Annotated in this window: 22 protein-coding genes, 1 riboswitch and 1 other annotated feature; of the genes, 6 read left to right on the plus strand and 16 right to left on the minus strand. The window is 32.8% G+C overall.

Annotation, left to right across the window (positions count from 1 at the left end; all coding sequences use genetic code 11):
- Positions 1-220 precede the first annotated feature (220 nt).
- Both EQM05_RS08890 and EQM05_RS08895 read left to right on the plus strand, forming a co-directional pair.
- Positions 221-1,135, plus strand: coding sequence for a UbiA family prenyltransferase (locus EQM05_RS08890; protein WP_128749712.1), 915 nt, complete (start codon positions 221-223; stop codon positions 1,133-1,135).
- A 61-nt stretch (positions 1,136-1,196) separates the two neighbouring features.
- Entirely contained in the window at positions 1,197-1,676 is a 480-nt protein-coding gene (locus EQM05_RS08895; protein ID WP_128749713.1) for an iron dependent repressor, metal binding and dimerization domain protein, read from the plus strand.
- 4 nt (positions 1,677-1,680) lie between these two features.
- Here the strand turns inward: EQM05_RS08895 and EQM05_RS08900 are convergent, their stop codons facing one another.
- The gene (locus tag EQM05_RS08900) at positions 1,681-2,598 is read right to left on the minus strand and encodes a patatin-like phospholipase family protein (RefSeq protein ID WP_128749714.1); all 918 of its coding nucleotides are present in this window, start codon (positions 2,596-2,598) and stop codon (positions 1,681-1,683) included.
- 130 nt (positions 2,599-2,728) lie between these two features.
- Positions 2,729-3,349, minus strand: coding sequence for an energy-coupled thiamine transporter ThiT (gene thiT, locus EQM05_RS08905; RefSeq protein ID WP_128749715.1), 621 nt, complete (start codon positions 3,347-3,349; stop codon positions 2,729-2,731).
- A gap of 75 nt (positions 3,350-3,424) precedes the next feature.
- Positions 3,425-3,525, minus strand: a riboswitch (TPP riboswitch).
- Between the two features lie 172 nt (positions 3,526-3,697).
- Between thiT and EQM05_RS08910 the strand changes: the two genes are divergently transcribed.
- Both EQM05_RS08910 and EQM05_RS08915 read left to right on the plus strand, forming a co-directional pair.
- A complete protein-coding gene (locus tag EQM05_RS08910) occupies positions 3,698-5,089 on the plus strand; it encodes an ISNCY family transposase (protein ID WP_243108031.1) in 1,392 nt (463 codons plus the stop codon).
- Between the two features lie 378 nt (positions 5,090-5,467).
- Entirely contained in the window at positions 5,468-5,734 is a 267-nt protein-coding gene (locus tag EQM05_RS08915) for a late competence development ComFB family protein (protein WP_128749716.1), read from the plus strand.
- Positions 5,735-6,485: 751 nt separating this feature from the next.
- Here the strand turns inward: EQM05_RS08915 and EQM05_RS08920 are convergent.
- Positions 6,486-8,282: a stage V sporulation protein D gene (locus EQM05_RS08920; RefSeq protein ID WP_128749717.1), complete on the minus strand. Its 1,797-nt coding sequence runs from the start codon at positions 8,280-8,282 to the stop codon at positions 6,486-6,488.
- A gap of 518 nt (positions 8,283-8,800) precedes the next feature.
- On the opposite strand from EQM05_RS08920, the gene EQM05_RS08925 reads away from it, so the two are divergent.
- On the plus strand, positions 8,801-9,439 hold the full coding sequence (locus tag EQM05_RS08925; protein WP_128749718.1) for a DedA family protein: 639 nt from the start codon (positions 8,801-8,803) through the stop codon (positions 9,437-9,439).
- Positions 9,440-9,487: 48 nt separating this feature from the next.
- Here EQM05_RS08925 and EQM05_RS08930 read toward each other — a convergent pair whose 3' ends face one another.
- Positions 9,488-9,850, minus strand: a complete 363-nt coding sequence (locus EQM05_RS08930) for a hypothetical protein (protein WP_128749719.1) — start codon at positions 9,848-9,850, stop codon at positions 9,488-9,490.
- 209 nt (positions 9,851-10,059) lie between these two features.
- Here EQM05_RS08930 and EQM05_RS08935 point away from each other — a divergent pair, with 209 nt between their 5' ends.
- Positions 10,060-10,788: a DUF2161 family putative PD-(D/E)XK-type phosphodiesterase gene (locus tag EQM05_RS08935; protein WP_128749720.1), complete on the plus strand. Its 729-nt coding sequence runs from the start codon at positions 10,060-10,062 to the stop codon at positions 10,786-10,788.
- A gap of 29 nt (positions 10,789-10,817) precedes the next feature.
- On the opposite strand, the gene tyrS is transcribed toward EQM05_RS08935, so the two are convergent.
- From tyrS to EQM05_RS08995, 12 genes are all read right to left on the minus strand, one after another.
- Positions 10,818-12,023, minus strand: coding sequence for a tyrosine--tRNA ligase (gene tyrS, locus EQM05_RS08940; RefSeq protein ID WP_128749721.1), 1,206 nt, complete (start codon positions 12,021-12,023; stop codon positions 10,818-10,820).
- A gap of 60 nt (positions 12,024-12,083) precedes the next feature.
- Positions 12,084-12,348 (minus strand) — a binding site (T-box leader).
- Positions 12,349-12,410: 62 nt separating this feature from the next.
- Positions 12,411-12,959 carry a BMC domain-containing protein gene (locus EQM05_RS08945; RefSeq protein ID WP_128749722.1) on the minus strand — a complete coding sequence of 183 codons (549 nt, stop codon included), beginning with the start codon at positions 12,957-12,959 and terminating at the stop codon, positions 12,411-12,413.
- A 17-nt stretch (positions 12,960-12,976) separates the two neighbouring features.
- Entirely contained in the window at positions 12,977-14,302 is a 1,326-nt protein-coding gene (locus EQM05_RS08950; protein ID WP_128749723.1) for a 4Fe-4S dicluster domain-containing protein, read from the minus strand.
- Positions 14,303-14,324: 22 nt separating this feature from the next.
- Positions 14,325-15,740: an aldehyde dehydrogenase family protein gene (locus tag EQM05_RS08955; RefSeq protein ID WP_128749724.1), complete on the minus strand. Its 1,416-nt coding sequence runs from the start codon at positions 15,738-15,740 to the stop codon at positions 14,325-14,327.
- Complete coding sequence (locus tag EQM05_RS08960; RefSeq protein ID WP_128749725.1) at positions 15,727-16,695, minus strand: cob(I)yrinic acid a,c-diamide adenosyltransferase; 969 nt, start codon at positions 16,693-16,695, stop codon at positions 15,727-15,729. The genes EQM05_RS08955 and EQM05_RS08960 overlap by 14 nt, the downstream gene beginning before the upstream one ends.
- A gap of 27 nt (positions 16,696-16,722) precedes the next feature.
- A complete protein-coding gene (locus EQM05_RS08965; protein ID WP_128749726.1) occupies positions 16,723-16,992 on the minus strand; it encodes a EutN/CcmL family microcompartment protein in 270 nt (89 codons plus the stop codon).
- 12 nt (positions 16,993-17,004) lie between these two features.
- Positions 17,005-17,769, minus strand: a complete 765-nt coding sequence (locus EQM05_RS08970; RefSeq protein ID WP_164917248.1) for a flavoprotein — start codon at positions 17,767-17,769, stop codon at positions 17,005-17,007.
- A 1-nt stretch (position 17,770) separates the two neighbouring features.
- On the minus strand, positions 17,771-18,595 hold the full coding sequence (eutJ, locus tag EQM05_RS08975) for an ethanolamine utilization protein EutJ (RefSeq protein ID WP_128749728.1): 825 nt from the start codon (positions 18,593-18,595) through the stop codon (positions 17,771-17,773).
- A gap of 5 nt (positions 18,596-18,600) precedes the next feature.
- On the minus strand, positions 18,601-19,257 hold the full coding sequence (locus EQM05_RS08980) for a phosphate propanoyltransferase (protein WP_128749729.1): 657 nt from the start codon (positions 19,255-19,257) through the stop codon (positions 18,601-18,603).
- Between the two features lie 15 nt (positions 19,258-19,272).
- A complete protein-coding gene (locus tag EQM05_RS16350) occupies positions 19,273-19,677 on the minus strand; it encodes a BMC domain-containing protein (protein WP_128749730.1) in 405 nt (134 codons plus the stop codon).
- Positions 19,678-19,691: 14 nt separating this feature from the next.
- On the minus strand, positions 19,692-20,111 hold the full coding sequence (locus EQM05_RS08990; RefSeq protein ID WP_128749731.1) for a glycerol dehydratase reactivase beta/small subunit family protein: 420 nt from the start codon (positions 20,109-20,111) through the stop codon (positions 19,692-19,694).
- Position 20,112: 1 nt separating this feature from the next.
- The gene (locus tag EQM05_RS08995) at positions 20,113-21,933 is read right to left on the minus strand and encodes a diol dehydratase reactivase subunit alpha (RefSeq protein WP_128749732.1); all 1,821 of its coding nucleotides are present in this window, start codon (positions 21,931-21,933) and stop codon (positions 20,113-20,115) included.
- Between the last annotated feature and the right edge of the window lie 39 nt (positions 21,934-21,972).

Below are 21,972 nucleotides of genomic sequence, written 5' to 3' on the forward strand. Positions count from 1 at the left end.
AATGATCTCTCCTTATAAAAAATAATACCTTAAAATTATTGACGACTTTATAATAAAATATACATTATACAAATTATTATAATAACTTATATTTCCATGGAAATATAAGTCACACACACGTAACTATTAAAAATTACAATTTCCATGGTAATTGTGTTATTATATACTTTGCATTATAAAAAAAGTACATATATAAAAAAATTCAAGGAAAGGTGTACATATGAATAAGAATTATAATAAAATAAACCTGAAAATTTTAAATGAACTTGTTGAGTTTAGAACATCAGCAGCAATTATACTTTCTGTAATTTTAGGATCATTGTATTCAAACTTTAATTATGGAGGTTTTAAAATTAATTTATTTATGGCTATGCTGCTGGCTTCTATTGCTTTAGACGGGGCCTCCACAGTTTTTAATAATTATTTTGATTATAAAAAAGCTAAGAATACTAATGGTTACTTATATAACATCCATAATCCAATAGTTCATTACAATTTAAATCCTCTGACAGTATTTTTAATTGGATTATCATTTATAGGCTTTTCAGCTTTGCTTGGACTGTATATATTAATTAGTACAAGCCCTATTTTGTTAATAATAGGTGGTATATCCATAATAACTGCTTATGTTTATTCTGGAGGACCTTATCCTATTTCATATACTCCATTTGGTGAATTAGTTTCTGGTATTTTTGAAGGTACTATTGTATTTTCAATTTCATTTTTTATACAAAGCCAGCAGTTCTCAGTGAGTACATTAATATTATCACTGCCTGTAGCATTTAGTATTTCAAACATAATGCTTACAAATAACATCTGTGATGTTAATGAAGATGAAAAAGATGGGAGAAAAACTCTTCCATCCCTAATAGGAGCAGACAATGCTTTTAAAGTTCTTATATGTTCTCATTTATTTGAGTTGATTTTAATTACAATTTTTATATTTAATAATCTGGTACCTAAAACATTTATAATATTATATTTTTTTGTGCCTGTAATGGTTGGAAATATAAAAAAATTCAATTCTAAGAAAAGCAAGGCTAAAGGTTTTATTTTTATTTTGAGAAATACATTGTTTTTTAATTTACTTCAGGTAATAGCATTCATAGCAAACTTAATTTTAGTATCATTGTAATTAGTTAAACTCATTTTGAATATAAATAAATATAGCAAATAAATATAGTAAGGTGAATACATTGGACAATAATGAATTCTATACTTTTAGTGAATATATGAAAAAGGAAAATAAATTATTAACTGCTTCAATGCAGGATTATATGGAAATGATTTATAGATTATATAAAAAAAACGGATTTATAAGAATTAATGAATTATCCCAGGCCCTGAATGTACACCCTCCATCTGCTACCAGCATGGTACAAAGGCTGGCTGATCTAAAGCTTTTGAATTATGAAAAATACGGTGTAATAACATTAGAGGAAAGCGGTAAAAAATTGGGGGATTATCTTCTGAAGAGACATAATACTATAGAAGCCTTTTTAAAAATAATAGGAGTTCCTAAAGATTTTGTTTTTGATGATACTGAAAAAATTGAGCACACTATAAGTAATGAAACTTTAGAGCGTTTTAGCGATTTTACTTCATTTTTTAATAAAAATCCAAATGTACTGGAAGATTTTCTAAAGTTTTGTTCAAATAAAAAAGTTAATCTATAACAGATTAACTTTTTTTCCTGTAACTTCTTATATACTGATTAAAATTCCATTCACTTAAAAAGTTTTCAGCTGAATTATAGCCTGATAAATATAATTCTTTGGATTTTTCTTTACTTATATTAAATTCAGTAGTTTTAACCCCCATAGTTGGTATGTTAATGGTTCTAACCTTGTCTTTATTTGTGATAAATGTTTCATCACTGGTGTAAATAACAGAGTCCAGTAAATCCTTTGTAAATGTAAGTATGTTATTTTTTTTAATTTTACCAGGATCTGAATCAACTAATTTAAATCCTATTGTGGGCCATCTGGGTATTCCATCCACATCAAAAAGCCACACAGGAAAATTGCTAAATATTCCCCCATCAACCATATAATCTAAATTATCTTTATAATTCAATGTAACAGGCTGAAAATAGTATGGAAGGCTTATGCTCATTCTCACAGCTCTGGCTATACTAAACTCTTTTGCATCAATATTGTATTCCTTTAAATCATCAGGAAATATTACAGCTTTTTTTCTTGTAATATCAGAGATTATTACTTTTAGTTTGCAATTATTGGAACTGCATATATTTTTAAATTTAGTTCTTCCCTTTTTTTGAAAAAGATTATTTAGAAAAATTTCTATTTTATCTCCTGAATAAAAACCGTATTTTGTTAATAAATTAAATGTATTTTTTATGAATGAAATCTGTTTTAAACTTTTTCCATCTACAAAACTTAAATAATCTATTCCAGGAATTATTTCTTTTAATTCCTTACCTGTATAACCTACAGCCAGTAATGATGCTACTATTGCTCCTGCAGATGTTCCTGCTAGTCTCTGCCACTTAAAACCAGCTTCCTCCATTTTACAAACTGCACCTACAAATCCTATTGCCTTAACTCCTCCGCCCTCAAAAACCCCATCAGCATTCATAACTACTCCTAAAAAAGTTTATATATTAAGTATATGTAAATTATTTTAAAATGTTAGTTGTCCACTGATATTAACATATTATTATTAAAAAAACTAAAGCTCCCTATATGAATCATAGAGAGCTTTATTGTTATGCACTTTTAATTATTCTGCTTAATTGTTTCATTGGAAGCACAGCCATAATTGCAATACAAATGCCGCCTTCCACTGCCATAAATGGGCCATTTATCATTAATGAATAAACTGCAGGAGACATTCCATCTGGTGCAAAGCTTCCAAAGAACACCATGCCGGAAATAAAATGACATATGAATCTTCCTGTAACAGCTACAATGGTGCCTGTTATTTTCTTATTGGGAAAATATCCTGCCAGCCCTAATGCCATAAATGGCAGTGGATAGTCAAAAAGGACCTGTACTGGATGAAGAATGTAAGGATCAAATATCAATGTCAGTATACCATATAAAAATCCAGTTAAAAATCCCACTTCTGGTCCATACAAGAAAGCCATTAACAAAATTGGAATCATACTTCCAAGTGTTATACTCCCACCCTGAGGCAGATGATATATTCTAAATACCTTTAGAACACATGCTAATGCTAAAGCAACTCCAATTTGAGTAATTGTTTTAGTATCAAGCTTTATCTTTCTAACCTTGATAGCTGCTATTATTATAAGCAGCCCTGCTATTAAAGCAAATATTGATGTTGGATGCTTTAATATTTCTGAAATGTTTTTTGAAAATGCCATAAATAATACCTCCTATTTGCACTGAGGTACCTACGCAAAAAAACCGTATTCCAACGATGAAATACGGTGTAGTCTTAAAAGATTACATTACTTTCCTACGCTGGTATTATCCAGATCAGGTATAAGGGTTAACGAATAAGTCGTCTCTCAGCCAACCGGCACCCCCAGTACTTAATTAAATTATATGAATATTATACTGCTAAAGCCCCTATTTTTCAATAAAATCATGCAAAATTAATTTTTTTTTATGATTGATTTATGATAATGTCTTAATATACCACATATGATTATGTCCCAAATGCAAAAAATATAGTATAATGATACCTCAAGAGAATTGAGGTGGACATAATGAGAAAGGTAAATTTAACTATGAAAGAAAATGATAAATATACAACTATAAAGAAATTGGTCGAAACAAATGGAAACAAGAAGAGGGCATCCCTTTATCTAAGCTGCTCTATTAGACATATTAATAGAATGATCAAAGGATATCAGGAACAGGGAAAGGCTTATTTTATTCATGGTAATCATGGGAGAAAACCAGTCCATACACTTGATGATGAGACAAGACAATTAATTATTGACCTTTATCGTACCAAATACTCTGATGCTAATCTCACCCACTATTCTGAGTTATTAGAGAAGCATGAGCATATCAAAGTATCCATTAGCACCATCCGTTCAATCCTTATGCAGGAATTCATCCTGTCTCCTAAGGCTAAGCGTGCTACAAGGAAAAAGGTTAAAGCTCAATTAGAGGAATTGAAGAATGTAGCCAAATCTCCAAAAGAGGTTTCTAACATTCAGAATGCAATTATTGCAGCTGAAGATGCACACCCGAGGCGCCCTAGATGTGCTTACATAGGTGAGATGCTCCAGATGGATGCTTCACAGCATCTTTGGTTCGGTAAGAATAAAACCCAATTACACATTGCTGTAGATGATGCTACAGGTGCTATTATGGGAGCTTATTTTGACTCACAAGAGACCCTAAACGGGTATTACCATGTGTTACACCAGGTACTCACGGAACACGGTATCCCTTATATGTTATTTACAGATAGACGTACTGTATTTGAATACAAAAAGAAAAAGTCCCCTTCAGTTGAAGAGGATACTTTCACTCAGTTTAGCTATGCCTGTAAACAGTTAGGCATAGGAATTAAGACAAGCAGTGTTGCCCAAGCTAAAGGGCGCGTAGAAAGAATGTTTCAGACGTTACAATCACGCCTCCCTTTAGAAATGAGGCTAGCTTGTATCAGCACAATTGAGCAAGCAAATGAATTCTTAAACTCATACATAAAAGAATTCAATGCCCAGTTTGCTTTACCAGTTGATAATATCAAATCTGTCTTTGAAAAACAACTAGATATTGAAAAAATAAATTTAACACTTGCCGTATTAACCAGTAGGAAGGTTGATAACGGAAGCTGCATCAAATTCAAGAAAAGTTATTACCTCCCTATGGATTGTAATGGATATGCTGTACATTACCGAAAAGGTACTTCAGGTATGGTAATTCAAGCCTTTGATGGTGGAATGTTCTTTTGTGTTGATGAAAAGGTATATGCTCTAGATCTATTACCAGAACATGAACTTACATCAAAAAGCTTTGACCTTGCAGCTCCTGCGGGGCAACCAAAAAAACGTTATATTCCTCCAATGAGTCATCCTTGGAAACAAGCTTCTTTTGAACGTTATCTTAAAAAGCAGAAACATAGGCAGGAAAATATAGCATAAAAGTAAATGCCATAATATTACTATTCCTCCTTTTAAGTATAAAACTCAGAAGGCTTATTAAGCATACCCAAAATCCAGGAAAGCCTCATTATTTATTTTAGAAGTAAAACCTAACTAAAAAGCACCAGAAAACTGGTGCTAATGTTTTAAATATTTTGGGACATTTTCAAAAATGCTTGACATAAAATCATGCAAAATTAATTTTTTTTGTATGATTTTACAAAATTAATTTTTTTGAAGGAAAAGCCAGTAATTTATAGAATATAAATAAATGTGTACTTAACAAAGGCATACTACATTCTGTCCTTAAAAAATTGTTCTGGATTCCATGTCTCACTATATAGAAAATATATAATAAATTTAGATTGGAGGGGTTTAATGCTTAAGAATTATATGGAAATAGTAATAGACCAAGCATTGCCTGCTATTTTAAAAAAATATAATAACATTTGTACATGTGATAGGTGTATTGAAGATATAAAAGCTATAGCTTTAAACAAATTTATGCCATTATATGTTGTATCAGAAAAAGGTATAGTTTATTCTAAAATTAATCAGTTAAATATTCAGTTTGATGCAGATGTAGTTTCAGAAATAACTAAAGCCATTGAAAAAATATCCAAAAATCCAAGACACAACCGATAATTAAATCTAAAGAACAAAGATTAAAGATTAAAGAACAAATAATGAGGATTTTCTGCCTTAGCAGAAAATCTCTAATTTAAGTTTTGCCCAAGGGCAAAACAACAATCTTTGTTCTCTGTTCTTTGATCTTTCCTGCTTTAGTATAAGTATAGGGCTCTTTTATTCAATAGTGTTGATACGTTAGCAAATTCCCGTTAGGGACAGGCCAATTAAAACATATTCCAGCATTTCTCATACTTATATATGTATTTGGGATATTAATTTTACTTATGTTTCTATAAATATAATTTTCCATATCCATTGCATTCATACGTCCTGTGCCCACTGCTCTGGAATAAATATTTTTATGTGAATCCAGTGCTATAATAACACAGATTTTATTATTGCTGATATTAATGTAATTTATGCTTTGATCATGTACTCTCTTTTCGTTATGTTCAATGTTTCCGGCAATCCATTTACGTTCTTTATGCTATATAATTTCATTTAGTAAATCGCTATTTAAGCAAGCAAAAATACTGATGTTTCTACAGTTTTTTGAGAAGCTTAAATAGCTGATTTACTTTGAAATCTATTTAATTGGCTGCCTGCCGGCACAGGATTTTTGCAAATCTTTTTTTATCATCTAATAAAACTATAATTGAAACCATTTTTATTTATTAAAACCTATGATTCACTTAATTATTGAGTTTTTGGTTTTTCTGCAAAGAAAAACTACCTTATTTAATCTTTGTTCTTTAATCTTTGTTATTTATTTCAGCTCTCCTTTAATTGCCAGATAATTAAATATTTCGGTGAATAAATCTTTTGCAACAGGTGCTGCAACCTCACTGGCATAATAATTTGAGGCACCTGGCTCTTCAACGCTTACAAGCATTGTTATTTTAGGATCTGTAGATGGAGCCATACCTGCGAAGGATGACATGTATTTTCCAGCAGCATATGTTCCTGTTTTAGGATCTGCAATTTGTGCAGTACCAGTTTTGCCTGCAATGTCCAGATCTTTTACAAAAGCCTTTTGTCCAACACCTTCAGTAACAACTTTTACAAGATACTGACGCAGGGTTGCAGCTTCACTTGCATTATAAACAGTTTTTTTACCAAAGCTTGAATACTCCTTGTCTACTATTGTTTTACTATTTTCGTCTGCGTGAGTAATTTGCTTCATTACATGAGGTCTTATCCATGTTCCCCCATTTGCAACAGCATTAAATGCTGCCATATATTGAACCTGAGTAACTCCTAATCCTTGTCCAAAAGCTATTGTTGCTAAGTCAACATTATTAATTTTACTTTGATCTCTTAAAATACCTGCTGCTTCACCAGGTAAATCAATTCCGGTTTTTTGGCCAAAGCCCATTCTTTGGATAAATGGTATAAGCTTGTCCTTTCCTAACTTACTTCCTAATTCCACAAAGCCAACGTTGCATGAATTTTTAATTATATCACCAAAGCTTTCTGTTCCATGACCATTCAGATCCCAACAATTTATGGGTACTTTGTTTACTTTAATACTTCCATTGCATGTATAGGCATCATTTACTCCAATATTATTTTCTATTGCACATGCAGAAGTTATAACTTTAAAAATAGAGCCTGGCTCAAATGTATTCTGAACAGATCTATTCTGCCAAAGTGCAGCTGTATCCTTTGAATTTTTTGAACCAGCATATGGATTATTAGGGTCAAAATCCGGCTTGCTGGTCATGGCCAGGACTTCTCCATTTTTTGGATTCATCACTATTACACTTACTGATTTTGCATTATTATCCTTTAAAGCTTTTTCTGCAGCTGTTTCTGCATATTCCTGAATTGTTTCATCAATTGATAAAACAACATTTTTTCCATCTACAGGTTTTACATATTGAGAATCCTCATAAGGAAGCTGATTACTTTTTACGTCCTTTTCATAACTGCTTTTTCCCGGGATACCCATCATTTCTTTATTATATGCCTGCTCAACTCCTGAAACCCCAGTACCTTCAGAATTAAGGGTTCCTAATACACTTGATAAGAAATTGCCATTTGGATAAAATCTCTTTGTATCTGGTGAGATTACTATTCCTCTCACATTTAAAGCTTTCACTTTATCAACTTCTGACTTTTCAACCTGCCTTTTTAAAGTAGCAGAACTTGCAGGGAGACCATTTTTCAGAGTTGAATTAAAAATTTTTGTTATTTCTTTAGGCTTCATATTAAGTATGGAACCTAATTTAGCTGCCAGATCGTCAGCAGATATATTTTCAGAATTTAATGTTTGTCTTAGAGTCTTAAGATCCAGATCTATCTCGTAAACACCAGCGCTAACAGCAAGTTCATTGCCATTTCTATCCAAAATACTTCCTCTTTTAGGATTTATTTTAATTTCACTTTTTTGCTGATCATCAGCAATTGCTTTATATTTTGGTCCCATGCCAATCATAATATATCCCAGTCTTATTATAATTAAAAAAAATGCCATGCTTATGGTAAAAGCTACAACTAAGAATCTGTATTTTAATTTTGGTTTTTTGACTTTTTCATTATTTTTTGTTTTATTATTATTCATTGGAACCTCTTTTTCTTAAGCTATACAATAAAATTTTTGAATTAATATTCTTTTTTATTATATTATTATTTTACCATGTTGCAAATATTAAGCAACCGAAATTATTTAATGGGATAGAAAAATATCCCTTGAAGCACATAAAATGCCTCAAGGGATATACTTACCATATTATATTATCCAAAATACCGCTACTCTAATTTTGATCCCTATCTTATGATAGGTGGATGTCCTCACAAATGTCTCTATCGCCTTCAAAGCCAATTAAAAGGTCTCATAAGAAAGTACATATCCTCATTTAAATTTTGAACTTCCGTTTCTTTACTGTAGGTTCAAAATATAGAGCCCCCGAATATTTCAGAAATCCTATAACTTATAAAATGATTATAGCACAGCTATGTAAACATTTCAAATGGTAATTTACTGTTAAAATAAGAAAATATTATTTTCTAATGTAATTTTAATATATTAGTGGTTTAATATAATATGTACATTACTTATATAATTTTGGAGGGATACAAATGAAATTAATCGACATTATAATGCACTTAGACAAATATCTCAGCGTTATAATTAGTACCTATGGGGCATGGACATATGCTTTAATATTTATGATTGTTTTTCTGGAGACAGGATTGGTGGTTACTCCATTCTTACCAGGTGACTCAATTATATTCGCAAGCGGTGCTTTTGCTGCCATTGGATCCATGAATCTATTTACATTGTATATTCTTTTTATAGCAGCAGCAATTCTTGGTGATACTGCTAATTACTCTATAGGAAGGAAAATTGGAACAAAAGCCTTTGAAAAGGATTATAAATATTTAAATAAAGATTATTTAAACAGAGCTCATTCATTTTATGAAAAGCATGGTGCAATAACAATTGTTATAGCCAGATTTATCCCTATAATAAGAACTTTTGCTCCTTTTGTTGCAGGCATTGGAGAAATGCACTATACAAAATTTATTTCATATAATATGGTTGGCGGAATAATGTGGGTATCCGTATTTCTGTTTGGAGGATATTATTTTGGAAATCGTCCATTTATCAGAGACCATTTTTCATATGTGTTAATAGCTATTATATTTATTTCTCTTATTCCTGCTGTTATTGGGTTTATTAAAGGGAAAAAGAGCACACCTGAATGCGAAGATTAATCATAAAAAGTAGTAATATATATTACTACTTTTTGCTTTACAATGTATTTAATTCATATTACACTGTCCTGACCTGCAGCATCTTCTATGATGTTTATGATGATGTCTGTGTCTGGATCCTGAATCACAGTTACTGCCATTATTGCCCATTTGATTAAATCCATTTCCGAAACCCAGTAAAAGAAAAGCTAATACTATCAATATTATTCCATTGGACCCGCCGCCTTTTAACATGCCTCCAAGTAAATTCATTCCTCCTTCGCTGTTTAAAAAACTGCCAATAACATTACCCATAGCTCCCATATTGTTCATATTTCCTAAAGGGCTGCCCCCTGATCCATTGAACATATTTCCTAAGGGATTGCCGCCAGATCCATTGAACATATTTCCAAATAAATTATTAAGCTCCAACTCATTTACACCTCCAAATCCGTATTTGTATTTTTATTAAGGTTATTGCAAAATTAATGATGAAACTGTTAATAACTGCCTTGCAATAGGTGATTTTTTATATTCCATTATATGCTGGACTTGCATAATGTGAAACATTCAATAGAATATAATAGTTTTTTACTGTAAAATATATATGTAATATTACTAAATTGGAGATAGATTTTATTATGGCAAAAATTATGGAGGAAAGTTTAAGCAAACCAGTTACAACATACTTTATGGATATTGGATACAAAGTGAGGACAGAAGTTGATTACTGCGATATCTGTGCATTAAAAGAGGATAAATTAGTAATTATTGAACTTAAAAAGAATTTATCAGTGGATTTACTTGTACAAGCAGTAGACAGGCAGAAAATAACTGATTTTGTTTATATAGCTATACCAAAGCCAAAAAAATTTACTGTAAACGCTAAGTGGAAAAGCCTGTGCCACTTAATAAAAAGATTAGAAATAGGACTTATACTGGTTTCAATTACGGATAATGGATCATACATTGAAATTCCTATAGACCCTCTTCCATGCGACAGACTAAAATATATGCAGAATAATAAAAAAAGAAGAAATGGTATAATTAAGGAACTTAATGGAAGAAATATAGATTTAAATGTTGGCGGAAGCAGAGGCAGAAAGCTGGTAACTGCATATAGGGAAAGTTCCTTATACATTGTATGCTGTTTAAAAAAGTATGGTGCAATGTCACCAAAAGAACTTCGAAACTTAGGTTCTGATTTAAAAAAAACACAGTCCATTCTTTCAAAGAATTATTACGGCTGGTTTTCCAAAGTGGACAAAGGTATATATGCCTTAAGTAAGGAGGGTCAGCAGGCATTAATTGAATATAGTAATTTAGCAAAGCTGGATTATGAAAAATTAAATACTTTTAATAAGGATTAATATAAGGTTAGGAGGCTGTGAGCCTCCATTTAATCTTCAATAATTACTTTCCCAAATTTTCTTTTACCAACCTGAATAATATCATTGTTATTTAAATTTAATGTAGTAAACTCCTTTATCTGGTTATTGTTAATCTTTACACCGCCCTGGATAATTAATCTTTTTGCTTCATTTTTTGAAGAAGCAAAGTTAAATCTAATCATTACATCTATTATGCTTTCGCCGCCCATTAGCATTAATGCTGGCATTTCCTCAGGTATTTCATTTCTTTGAAATACACTTTTAAAATTTTCCTCAGCTGATTCAGCTTCATCCTTACTGTGATACAAAGAAACAATCTCCCTTGCCAAAAGCATTTTTATGTCCCTTGGATTTTTTGTTTCATTTTCCAGATGTTTTTTAATTTCATCTATATAATCCGGGTGTAAGTCAGTTGTTAATTCAAAGTATTTTATTATTAAATTATCTGGTACCTTCATTACTTTTTCATAAATAGTATCAGGATCTTCATTTATACCAATATAATTTCCAAGGCTTTTACTCATTTTGTCTTTTCCATCAATACCCTCTAAAATAGGCATGAAAACAGCTATTTGTCTTTCCATATTATATTCTTTTTGAAGAGTTCTGCCCATGAGAATATTAAATCTCTGATCAGTGCCCCCAAGCTCAATATCAGCTTTTATATTAATAGAATCATAGGCCTGCATTAAAGGATAAAAGAACTCATGGATACCTATACTCTGTTCATTTTTAAATCTGTTTTTAAAATCGTCCCTTTCAAGCATTCTGGCAACAGTGCATTTTGATGCTAATTCAATAACATCCTTAAATGTCATTTTGCCTAGCCATTCACTATTAAACCTAACTTCTGTTTTATTTTTATCAAGTATTTTGAAAATCTGTTTTTCATAAGTTTTAGCATTTTCAATAACCTGCTCTCTTGTTAACTGCTTTCTGGTTTTTGATTTTCCTGTTGGGTCTCCTATCATACCTGTAAAATCTCCAATGATTATAACAGCTTTATGCCCTAAATCCTGAAGCTGTTTTATTTTCCTTAGTACAACAGCATGACCTAAATGAATGTCTGGAGCTGAAGGGTCTAATCCCAGCTTTATAGTGAGAGGCCTGTTTTCTTTATAGGATTTTGCAAGTTTTTCTTCAAGTTCATTTAAATTAATTATTTCATCTGCACCTTTCTTAATTATCTTAATTTGTTCTTCAATGTTTATCATTTTAATTCCTCCCTGCAATTTAATTTTAAGAAATAAAAAGCCCCCGTCCTTATATATTCATACAAGGACGAGAGCTATATACCCGTGGTACCACCTTAGTTTATTAATATTTCGCAATATTAACCTTTTCAAGTACAATGCAAAAAAACATATACTCTATCCTTTTAACGGTGGAAAGGATCCGTCAGCAGCCTACTTCCTGCAATGCAGGTTTTGGTGTGATGCTCAGAGATGTATTCAGATTACCATTACTTTTTCCCTCTCAGCTACTGGGAATTCTCTGTATAAGCTTTGATATCTTACTCTTTCTCTTCTCAGCTTTTAGTAATTCTTTTATATTATGTTAACAAAAATGTATTGCTATGTCAATAGAGTCATATTACATAATTAAAGCAAACTTTGAAAAACTTCTGGTCTTGGTGATGGGATAACCTCTTTATTTATAAACATTCCTGTATCTCCTGCCGCATTTGCCCCAGCTTCAACAGCAACCTTTACAGCACTTACGTTTCCAGTTAAAGTAACATAGGATTTTCCTCCGATACCAATTCCTAATCTTACTTCTATTAATTTTACCTGAGCAGCTTTAGCTGCCGCATCTGCAGCAATTATAGAAGCTGCAATGCTATAGAATTCAATGATTCCAACTGAATTTACAGATCCAATTTCAGTGCTGCAGTTTATAGCTTCTATAAGATCAGGATGAACATTAGGTATAAGAAGATGATCTACAATAAAGTGGCCGCCTTCACTTATTCCTGATGCTATTGAGGATTTAACTGCCCCTACTTCACCAGTAATTAAAATAATATATTTGCCAGGGCACACAGGTTTTGAAAAAATAAGCTGTACTTCTGCAGCCTTAAGCATTTTATCTGCAGTGGCAATTCCCTTTGCAATGCTGCTTAATTCAATTAAACCAATAGACCTTATCACTTTATCACCTCATTACTTTAGCTTTTAATAACAATGTTTTCGCCCACACTTATTACAGTACCGTCAATACTTGCATGAATATTAGCTCCCATATCTTCATATTTTACAGAAGCTATAAGCTGTCCCTTTGTAACAGTATCTCCAGCATTAACAACAGCATTGGCAGTCATACCAATATGCTGTTTTAATGGAATTGAAACTTCGGCTGGAATGTATTCCTCTGCTTCATTAATATTTTTCATAGTATAGCGGGATACATTAAGCCTTCCAACAAGTCTTGACACATCTATCTGTTTATAATCCATGTAATCTCTTGTGTTATATTCTTTAGATTCCGCTGAATATTTTATTCCTTTTTTCCTTAACTCTCCTTTTAAGAATACATTAATTCTTCTAGGAGATAATCCCATTGGGCATGCATACATCTCACATATGCCGCATTCAGAGCATATTAGAGCTTCCTTAAAATTCTCTCCATAATCATCTGTAGTTGATATGGCTCTCATTATTTTGTGAGGTCTTAAAGGATGTCCAAGAAGGTGTCTCGGACACATCTCTGTACATGCTGAACATTGTATGCATGCAGATTTTGCTCTGTTAATCAAATGTTCTATTGGAACTTGTCTTTGAGTTACCAGATAGTGATCTTCAGGTAAAACAATTATACCTCCATCTGTTTTTGTTATAGTCCTTTTTCCTATATCATCACCTGATATTAATCTGCCCATCATTGGGCCTCCCATTATTATGACAAAATCCTTAATAGATGCACCTCCGGCAGCTTTTATACATTCCAATACTGATGTTCCAATAGGTACCTTTACAATCTTAGGGCTGTTTACTTCTCCCAGTACGGATACATATTTTTCTGTAACAGGTAATCCATTCATTGCTTCATATATATTTAATACTGTTCCAACATTGTTTACTACTGCCCCAACATTCAGAGGTATTCCTCCAGGAGGAATTACCTTTTTTGTAACATCGTTTACCAGAACATGTTCATCACCTGCAGGATAAATACTTTTTAAATAATGAAGCTTTACTTTTGAATTTAAATCTTTTATAGCTTTATTTAAAGCCTCTATTTCGTCTATATACTTTCTCTTTAAAGCTATAACTGCTTTATCTGCCCCAACTTGTGCGGAAACAGCCTCTGCAGCTTTAATTATCTCATGGCTGAAATTTCTCATAATATATTTATCTGTCTGCAAAAGAGGTTCACATTCCGCAGCATTTATAATAAAGTATTGTACTTTACAGTTTAATTTTTTATGTGTTGGAAATCCAGCCCCGCCTGCACCTACTACACCGGCATTATAAATCTGCTCTAATAAATCCATTAATTACACCACTCTTTCAAAACTAGATAATTCTAAAGGAGTCAACCATTGTACATCTTCTTTGTCTTGTAAATGTTGATGCATTTGTAAGCCCTTCACCTGTAGGTCCTGCTATAGTGAATGTTGTCCAGCCTTCCCCTCCAAATCCTATTCCAGCATAAGATGGTGCATTTTTAACAAAAATTGTTGTTTCAATAACTTTTGCCATTTTAGTTAAATTATCAACATTTTTTGAATGCATCATTGCTGTATGTCTGTTCCCATGTTCATCAAGTAATGCAGTGTCAATAGCTTCATCCACATCCTTAACTTTAACAATTGGAAGTATGGGCATCATCATCTCCACCTGTACAAAAGGATGTTCATTAGGTACTCTTGTAATGAGACATTCAACTCCCTTTGGAGCAGCTATACCAGCAGCCTCCAGTATTACACCAGCATCTCTGCCTATATAATTTTTGTTAGGTGAAAATTTCTTTTTACCCTCTTTTTCATTTTCTATTAATACTAAAGAAGCAACTTTTGCTGTTTCTTCCTTGGATAGTTCATAAACATTGCCAAGACTATTCATTTCATTAATTAATTTCTCATAAACTGATTCAACAACAATGGCTTCTTTTTCTGCTATGCATGGTAAATTATTGTCAAAACAGCAGCCTGAAATAATATCCTTTGCAGCCTTTTTAATATCTGCAGTTTCATCTACAACTACAGGTGGATTTCCTGCACCAGCTCCAATTGCCTTTTTGCCAGATGATAAAACCTTTTTAACTATGAAAGGTCCCCCTGTAGCAACAATCATTCTTACTTTAGGATTATTTATCATTGCATCAGTACTTTCAATTGAAGGCTTTTTCACAGTGGTTATTAAATTTTTGGGGCCCCCTGCTTCATCTATTGCCTTATTCAGCAGCTTTACACACGTAAGACAGCTCTTTACTGCTCCAGGATGAGGTGAAAACACTACTGTATTGCCTGAAGCAATCATTCCTATGCTGTTACATATAACAGTAGCAGCAGGATTTGTAGAAGGTGTAATGGCACCTATAACTCCATATGGTCCCATTTCTATTAAAGTCAAGCCTTTATCCCCAGTAATTGCTGTGGTCTTCAAAATTTCTGTTCCTGGAGTTTTATTTGCTGTAAGCTTTAATTTTAAATATTTATGATCTTTCCTTCCCATTTTTGTATCTTCCACACATATATCAGCAATTTCCTTAGCATTGTCTAAAATAACTTTTCTCATAGCAGAAATAAGCTTTTCTCTTTGCTCAAGGCTTAATTTAGAAAGTTCTTTCTGGGCTTCTGCCGATGCATCTACAGCACTATTCATATCTTCGAAAATTCCATCTGATTTCACAACATTTAAATCCCTTTTACTTATTTCCTGAAGCACCCTCTCAATAATGAGATTAACCTGTTCACTATTCTGCTCCATTGCAGATCATCTCCTTAAAAATTTTATATCCATAGTAGCAGACTGACATATCCTCTTCTACAGTTCCACCGCTTACTCCAATAGCTCCTAATAATTTATCATGGAAGAAAAGAGGTACTCCTCCTCCAAAAGTAATCACATTATCTAAATTATTAATTCCATAAAGCTGTCCATCTGGTTTAGATTCATCATGGAGTTTCTCTGTCGGAGTTTTAAATGCTATAGCAGTATAGGCCTTCCTTTGAGCTATATCTACACTGGCAAGTAAAGCATTATCCATACGTTCAATAATTATTGGATTTCCTGAATTATCGCTGATGCAGATTACCACTTTAACATTTATTTCATTTGCCTTATCTATGCAGTGTTTAGTTAGTATTTCTGCTATTTCTCTGTTAAATCTGCCAGATGCGTTATTTTTAACCCTGTCTATTACAGCCTTTTTTATATTTACATAATCTTCATATCTGGCCAGAGCATAAACAGCATCTGAAAGTCTGTTTACATATTTTAAAAGATATTGATTTATAGTGTAGCTTTCTTCAAGTTCAACAATATATCTTTCTGCACATCTTATTTTTGTTCTTGCCACATCAAGTGCCCCTGATACTGTGCAGCCTCCGGGAAGAATAAATCCCTTAAATGATGGAATGCTTTCGTAAAGCTTATCAATTAAATTTTCAAGACATACAACATAATCATTATTTATTCTTTCTTTATAGCTTTCACAGCCAAGAGATGCTAGTTCAGCTGCAACTTCAAATAGGGATTTCTGTATATAATTTATTGCACTTATAACATCCTTCTCCTTTGAAAGGCTTTTTGCAAAACCTATAGAGGAATTGAATTCATCAATAGTTCCATATGCCCATACCCTTAAGTCAGCTTTTGATGTTCTTGTTCCCCCAAGCAAGGAAGTTTGTCCCTTATCCCCAGTTTTAGTGTAAATCTTCATTTTATCATCCTCCATAGGAAGTAATTTTTAATTATCAACTTCTATATAATCTACTATTCCTACAATGGAAGCATCTATAGGTGCAACTCTATTATCCTCCAGCATTCTGGCTCCGCTGCCGGTTATAATAAGCACTTTTTCTCCTATGCCTGCACCTACAGTATCAACAGCTACAAACATACTGCCGATTTCGTTTTCATGTTCATCTAATTTTTTTACTATTAATAGTTTGCACCCAACCAGTCTGTCATCCTTATGAGTTGAAACTACATTGCCAATAACTTTTCCTAAATACATATTAAAACTCCTTTAATTGTATTTTATTTTTATTTTTTCATTTTCTATATAATCCCTTGCAAGAGGAGTTATTAATGCATCTTTTGATATTATAACTTCCTTTTCTCCTTTTAGTGGTAAAAGCTCACCCATGGTAATAACACCATTTAACTTAAGGCTGCTGTCCTGCTCTTTAATTTCACATTTTTTAATACTTTCATCTTGTTTATTATTTTTTCTGGATGATAAATTAAGTTCATTATCCATTATGCCTTTTAGCTGCTTTGAGTTAATAAGTGTAACACCAAAGCTTTCAAGCCTGCTTAGATAACCCATAAGCATTTTGTTGTATTCCATATTAGCTGTGACACCCATGGACTTTAACACTTCACATTCAGGGTCACAGCTGTCTTTTACAGCTATAATTTTTTTGTTACGCATTAATGCTTCTGAAATTCCAGTGGTAAGGTAATTATCTCTAATACCGAGAGCAGTTTTTGCTAAAGTGTTTCTTGTTAAAACCGGTATTAAAATTAAATCTGAATTATTAATGGCATTTACTATGCAGCTTTTTTCATTTAGAACTTCTAAGTTTAAATCTTTTGTGTAAATTTCAGGTATTACTTTCTTTGCAGAATCAGACATTACAGCAGTGTATTTAATAAGTTTGTATTCATTTAAAACTGAAAAAGTTTCCTTTATATTTACAGCACCGCCGCTTATAAACAGTAATACCTTTTTATCCAGTCTTTTTAAAACTTCAGCAGTAATTTCCTTAATTAATTCACTGATTTCCAAATTAATTCACCTCTTTTACACTCATGGCTATACCAATTGGTGTTACTAATAATGGATTATAGGGCTTAAAGGTTTTTATGGAAGTATATTTTTCTATTACATCTTCTACGCCCTTTAAACAGCAGGTTCCTCCAACCAGATAAAGTTCATTTACATTATAAGGAGCAATGTGTTTTAAAATAATAGAAGCCATTTTTTCTATAACTGGTCTTACCATGGGAAACACCATATTGTAATTTTTCTCATTTACTTTAAATTTCTCAGCCTCATCATAATCCATATCCAATGCTCCTGCAGTGACTAAAGTCAAATGTCTTCCTCCTGTTGCCTCGTCACCAGAGTACACAACTTCACCATTTTCTATAACAGATATACCCGTTGTTCCTCCTCCAATATCAACTACAGCCCCATCTTTTGTGCCAAGAAGTAATGATGCTGCAGTAGGTTCATCTATTACGTTATTTACAATGAAACCAGCTGCTTCAACCACATTTTTTATTACTTTTACATTACCATCTATTATTCCTGGTGGAATTGCTGTAGCAGCATATTGCAATTCAGTTCCCAATTGTTTTTCAATTTTTTCCTTTAACATTCTTACAATTTGTACAGATTTTAAATATTCTACTACAATACCATCCCTTACCACGTCTGCAGCATATAGTGCTCCTGCAACAGGTTTATTTTCCTCATTTAATACTGCTATGGCTATATTTGCAGTTCCAAGATCAATGCCGACTTTTAATTTTTTATAGTCAGTACAGGCTTTGGGATTATCAATACATTCTTCCATTTCTCTAATTGTTTCATTTGCATTTTCAAACATAATTTTTACCTGCTCATCCCATAAATTCTTACAAATGTACCATTTCTCATTTCTGCTGCATTAGCTTCATCAGTGTCTATATGTAATTCCAATGCAGACTTACCATCTGATCTTACTAATACATTTTTAAATATCAAAGATTTATCACCATTTTCTGTTTCCATATCAACATAGTCACCATTTTTAACACCATATCTGTTTAAATCATCCTGTGTCATGTGAACATGCCTTAAAGCCACTATGACTTTATTTTGTAAAATCAGCATTCCTTTAGGTCCAATAACTGTTACACTGCCGGAATCCTCCGTATCTGTTGAATTTCTTGCAGGAGCTTTAATTCCTAATGTAAAGGCATCAGTTCTGGATATTTCAACCTGGGTATACTTTCTTACAGGTCCAAGTATCCTCACATTTGGAAAGCTTCCCTTTGGACCTGATATGCATACAGTTTCGTTAGCTGCATACTGCCCAGGCTGATTTACTTTGCTCTTAACAGTTAATTCATATCCCTTGCCGAATAAAGTCTCCAAATCATCTTTAGTTAAATGAATATGCCTGTTTGATATGCCAACAGGTATGGAATAGCTTTTGTCCTTAATTTTTGATTTTCTTGAAATCTCAAAGACAATATCTTCTATAAGTTTTTTATCATAATCTGTCATTTATAATCACCCTCATTATTGTTTATAATGAATACATAGTTTTCTTGGCATACCTTTTTTTCTGGGACATTTAGGATCTCCGCATAGATTGCACACTTCCTGAACCTTTTCCACTTCAGCTTTATGATCTATTCCCACTGTTTCCTTTGTGGATATTAAATTATCAGTACTCTTGGAAGGCCTTGGTATAATAAGTGTGCTGTAAATTTTACCTATAAGTGGAGCACTGACTTTAGCAGAGCTTACTGCTGCAGTCACTGCTGAAACATCACCTGATATCTTTACTGTTACAAGGCCAGACCCCCTTGTGAGTTCATATCCAACTAAAGAAACATTTGCTGACTTTAAACATGTATCTGCCGCAGTTACTGCTGCCACAAGTCCAACAGTTTCTATTAATCCCAGGGCATCTCCATTCATTGTATTTACCCCCCTTATTCATGTTTTTTTAATACTTCTATTATTTTCAGCTTAATGTTCTCAACCAGGTTGTCTAAATCCGGGGAAGTAATATCCTTAAAAGGCATTACTTTATATAGTCTTGCTGCATTATTACCGATTTTTCTAGCCTTAGTTATTTCATAATCTTTTAGGGAAGTATCTATAATTGCATTGTTTTCTTTAAGCTTAGTATAATGTACAATTACTCTGTTATTTGAAAATCCCAGGGCTACACCTAGTTTAGACTGCTGACTTGCCCTATGTGTGGTACTTGTTAAATCCTTGTTATTAAGGTTAAAAATTTCATAAGGCAGTTCTTCTTCCTCAATACCAGCAAGTATATTTTTAAGTAAAACATTATCTACATTATCAGTTATAACGTTTATGCAGGGTTTGCTGCTTAAATTCTCCATATTAATTACCTCGCAGACTATTATAGTAAGAAACTACCAGTCCAGTTGCCACTGCATTTCTTGGCCCCTCTATTCCTCTGATATTTCCCCTTCCGCATACTATACTATAATGTGAAAGTTCATCAGATATCATATCTGGTATTTCAAAGTCAAGAGATGAACCGCCAACCAATACAACGAAATCAATTGCTCTTAAGTTATGATTAGGAGCAACATCTTTTAAAGCTCTTAATATATTAGTTAAAAAAACCTTCTTTTTTGCTTCCCTTCTCACCATTCTTATTTTTTCCATGGAATGCTTTGTTGGTATAGGAATCATCTCATTTTCCTTTACAACCACATTTCTGGCAAAAAGGGAAGGATTTAATGGGGTTTGGAAGAAACATACTGATCCATCCTCATATCTTATATTGAACAGGCTTTCAACTTTAGCTAAAGGATACATTTTAATATCTTCAGCTAAATTATAATCTTCAAGACCAAGTTCAGATTTAATTAATAATGTTACCATTTCACCTGCACCTGCATGGTGTACAGAAATTACTTTTCCTTCTTTGCTGATATATGCAGAGTCTGAAGATCCGCCGCCAAGGTCTAATATTATAAGAGGCTTATCTGTTCCAGGTGTGGTTAAAGCTCCTAATACAGCCATGTCTGCTTCTACTCCGCCTATAATCACCTTAACATTAGTTTCTTTATTTAACTCTTCAGCTATTGATTCCATTGGAAGTTTACTTGTTTTAACCATAGCTGCAAGAGCTACTGCATTTTCAAGAGAAAATTCACCAGCAAGACCTCCATGTACTTTTTGAGGAACGAATGTATCCACTGCAAGAATATCCTGTATCTTTATATCAGAAATATCCTGACTTGTAAGTTCACTCATAACCTGCTTAACTCTCTCAAGCATTCCGCCCACATTAGTGCCTGATTCACCATAAACATCTTCAACAGGGTATATGGATTCCAAGGACTTCATTATTTTTTCCGAGCCCTCTTCAATGCCTACTGAAACCTTATTTTTCCCGCAAAAAACTAAGTTACCTGCAGGAATAACTCTCTCTTTTACATCCCCTTCAGGTGTCCTGATTACAACAGCAGACCTATTTCCAATTAATGCCCTTGCTATTGGGATCACATGTTTAGTTTCTTCTGGAGTGAGATTAAATATTGTGGCAAGTCCATATGGATTTGAGAGCACTTTAATAGATGTACCTTTAGCAGCAACTTCAATTGCAGCTGTCATTCCCATTGGTACTTTATCAATATAAGACACTTCATCTACAATGGGCATTTTAACAATTAACCTATTGGATATTATTACTCCATCATCAGCCTGAACTATAAGTCCTTTAATTTTAACTTTGTTTTCCAGGGCATCATTAATTCTTTTTGCTGCAGTTTCAAAATCTATAGATTCTGGTATTACACAGATAACTTGATCTTCACTATGGATTCCAGGCAGTTCATCCATATAAATAGTCTTCCCTACACCTACTCCTATTCCGCCAGGTGTATCAGGATTATGTCCAATCATGGTAGATTCAGTAATAATTGTTTCAGTTATTGTCTCCATTGCAACATCACCAATTACTGGTGTGGCCTCATTTAAACATATACAATTTAAATCTTTTATTTCTTTATTTATGTTTTTTAAAGCCTTATTCAGAGCCTTAACTATACCAACTGTATTTTCTAAAGTACCTTTTATTCCAGTGGTTTTTACCAGACTGCTGGCTAAAAAATTTAAACTTTTTTCCACATCTGCAATGGCAACCTCTGTTGTGGAATTACCTATATCAACACCTGCTATTAATCTCAAAATGACCACCTCAATATCTATAATGTTTTCTCCAGTTTA

Source organism: Clostridium sp. JN-9 (assembly GCF_004103695.1).
Lineage (GTDB): Bacteria > Bacillota > Clostridia > Clostridiales > Clostridiaceae > JN-9.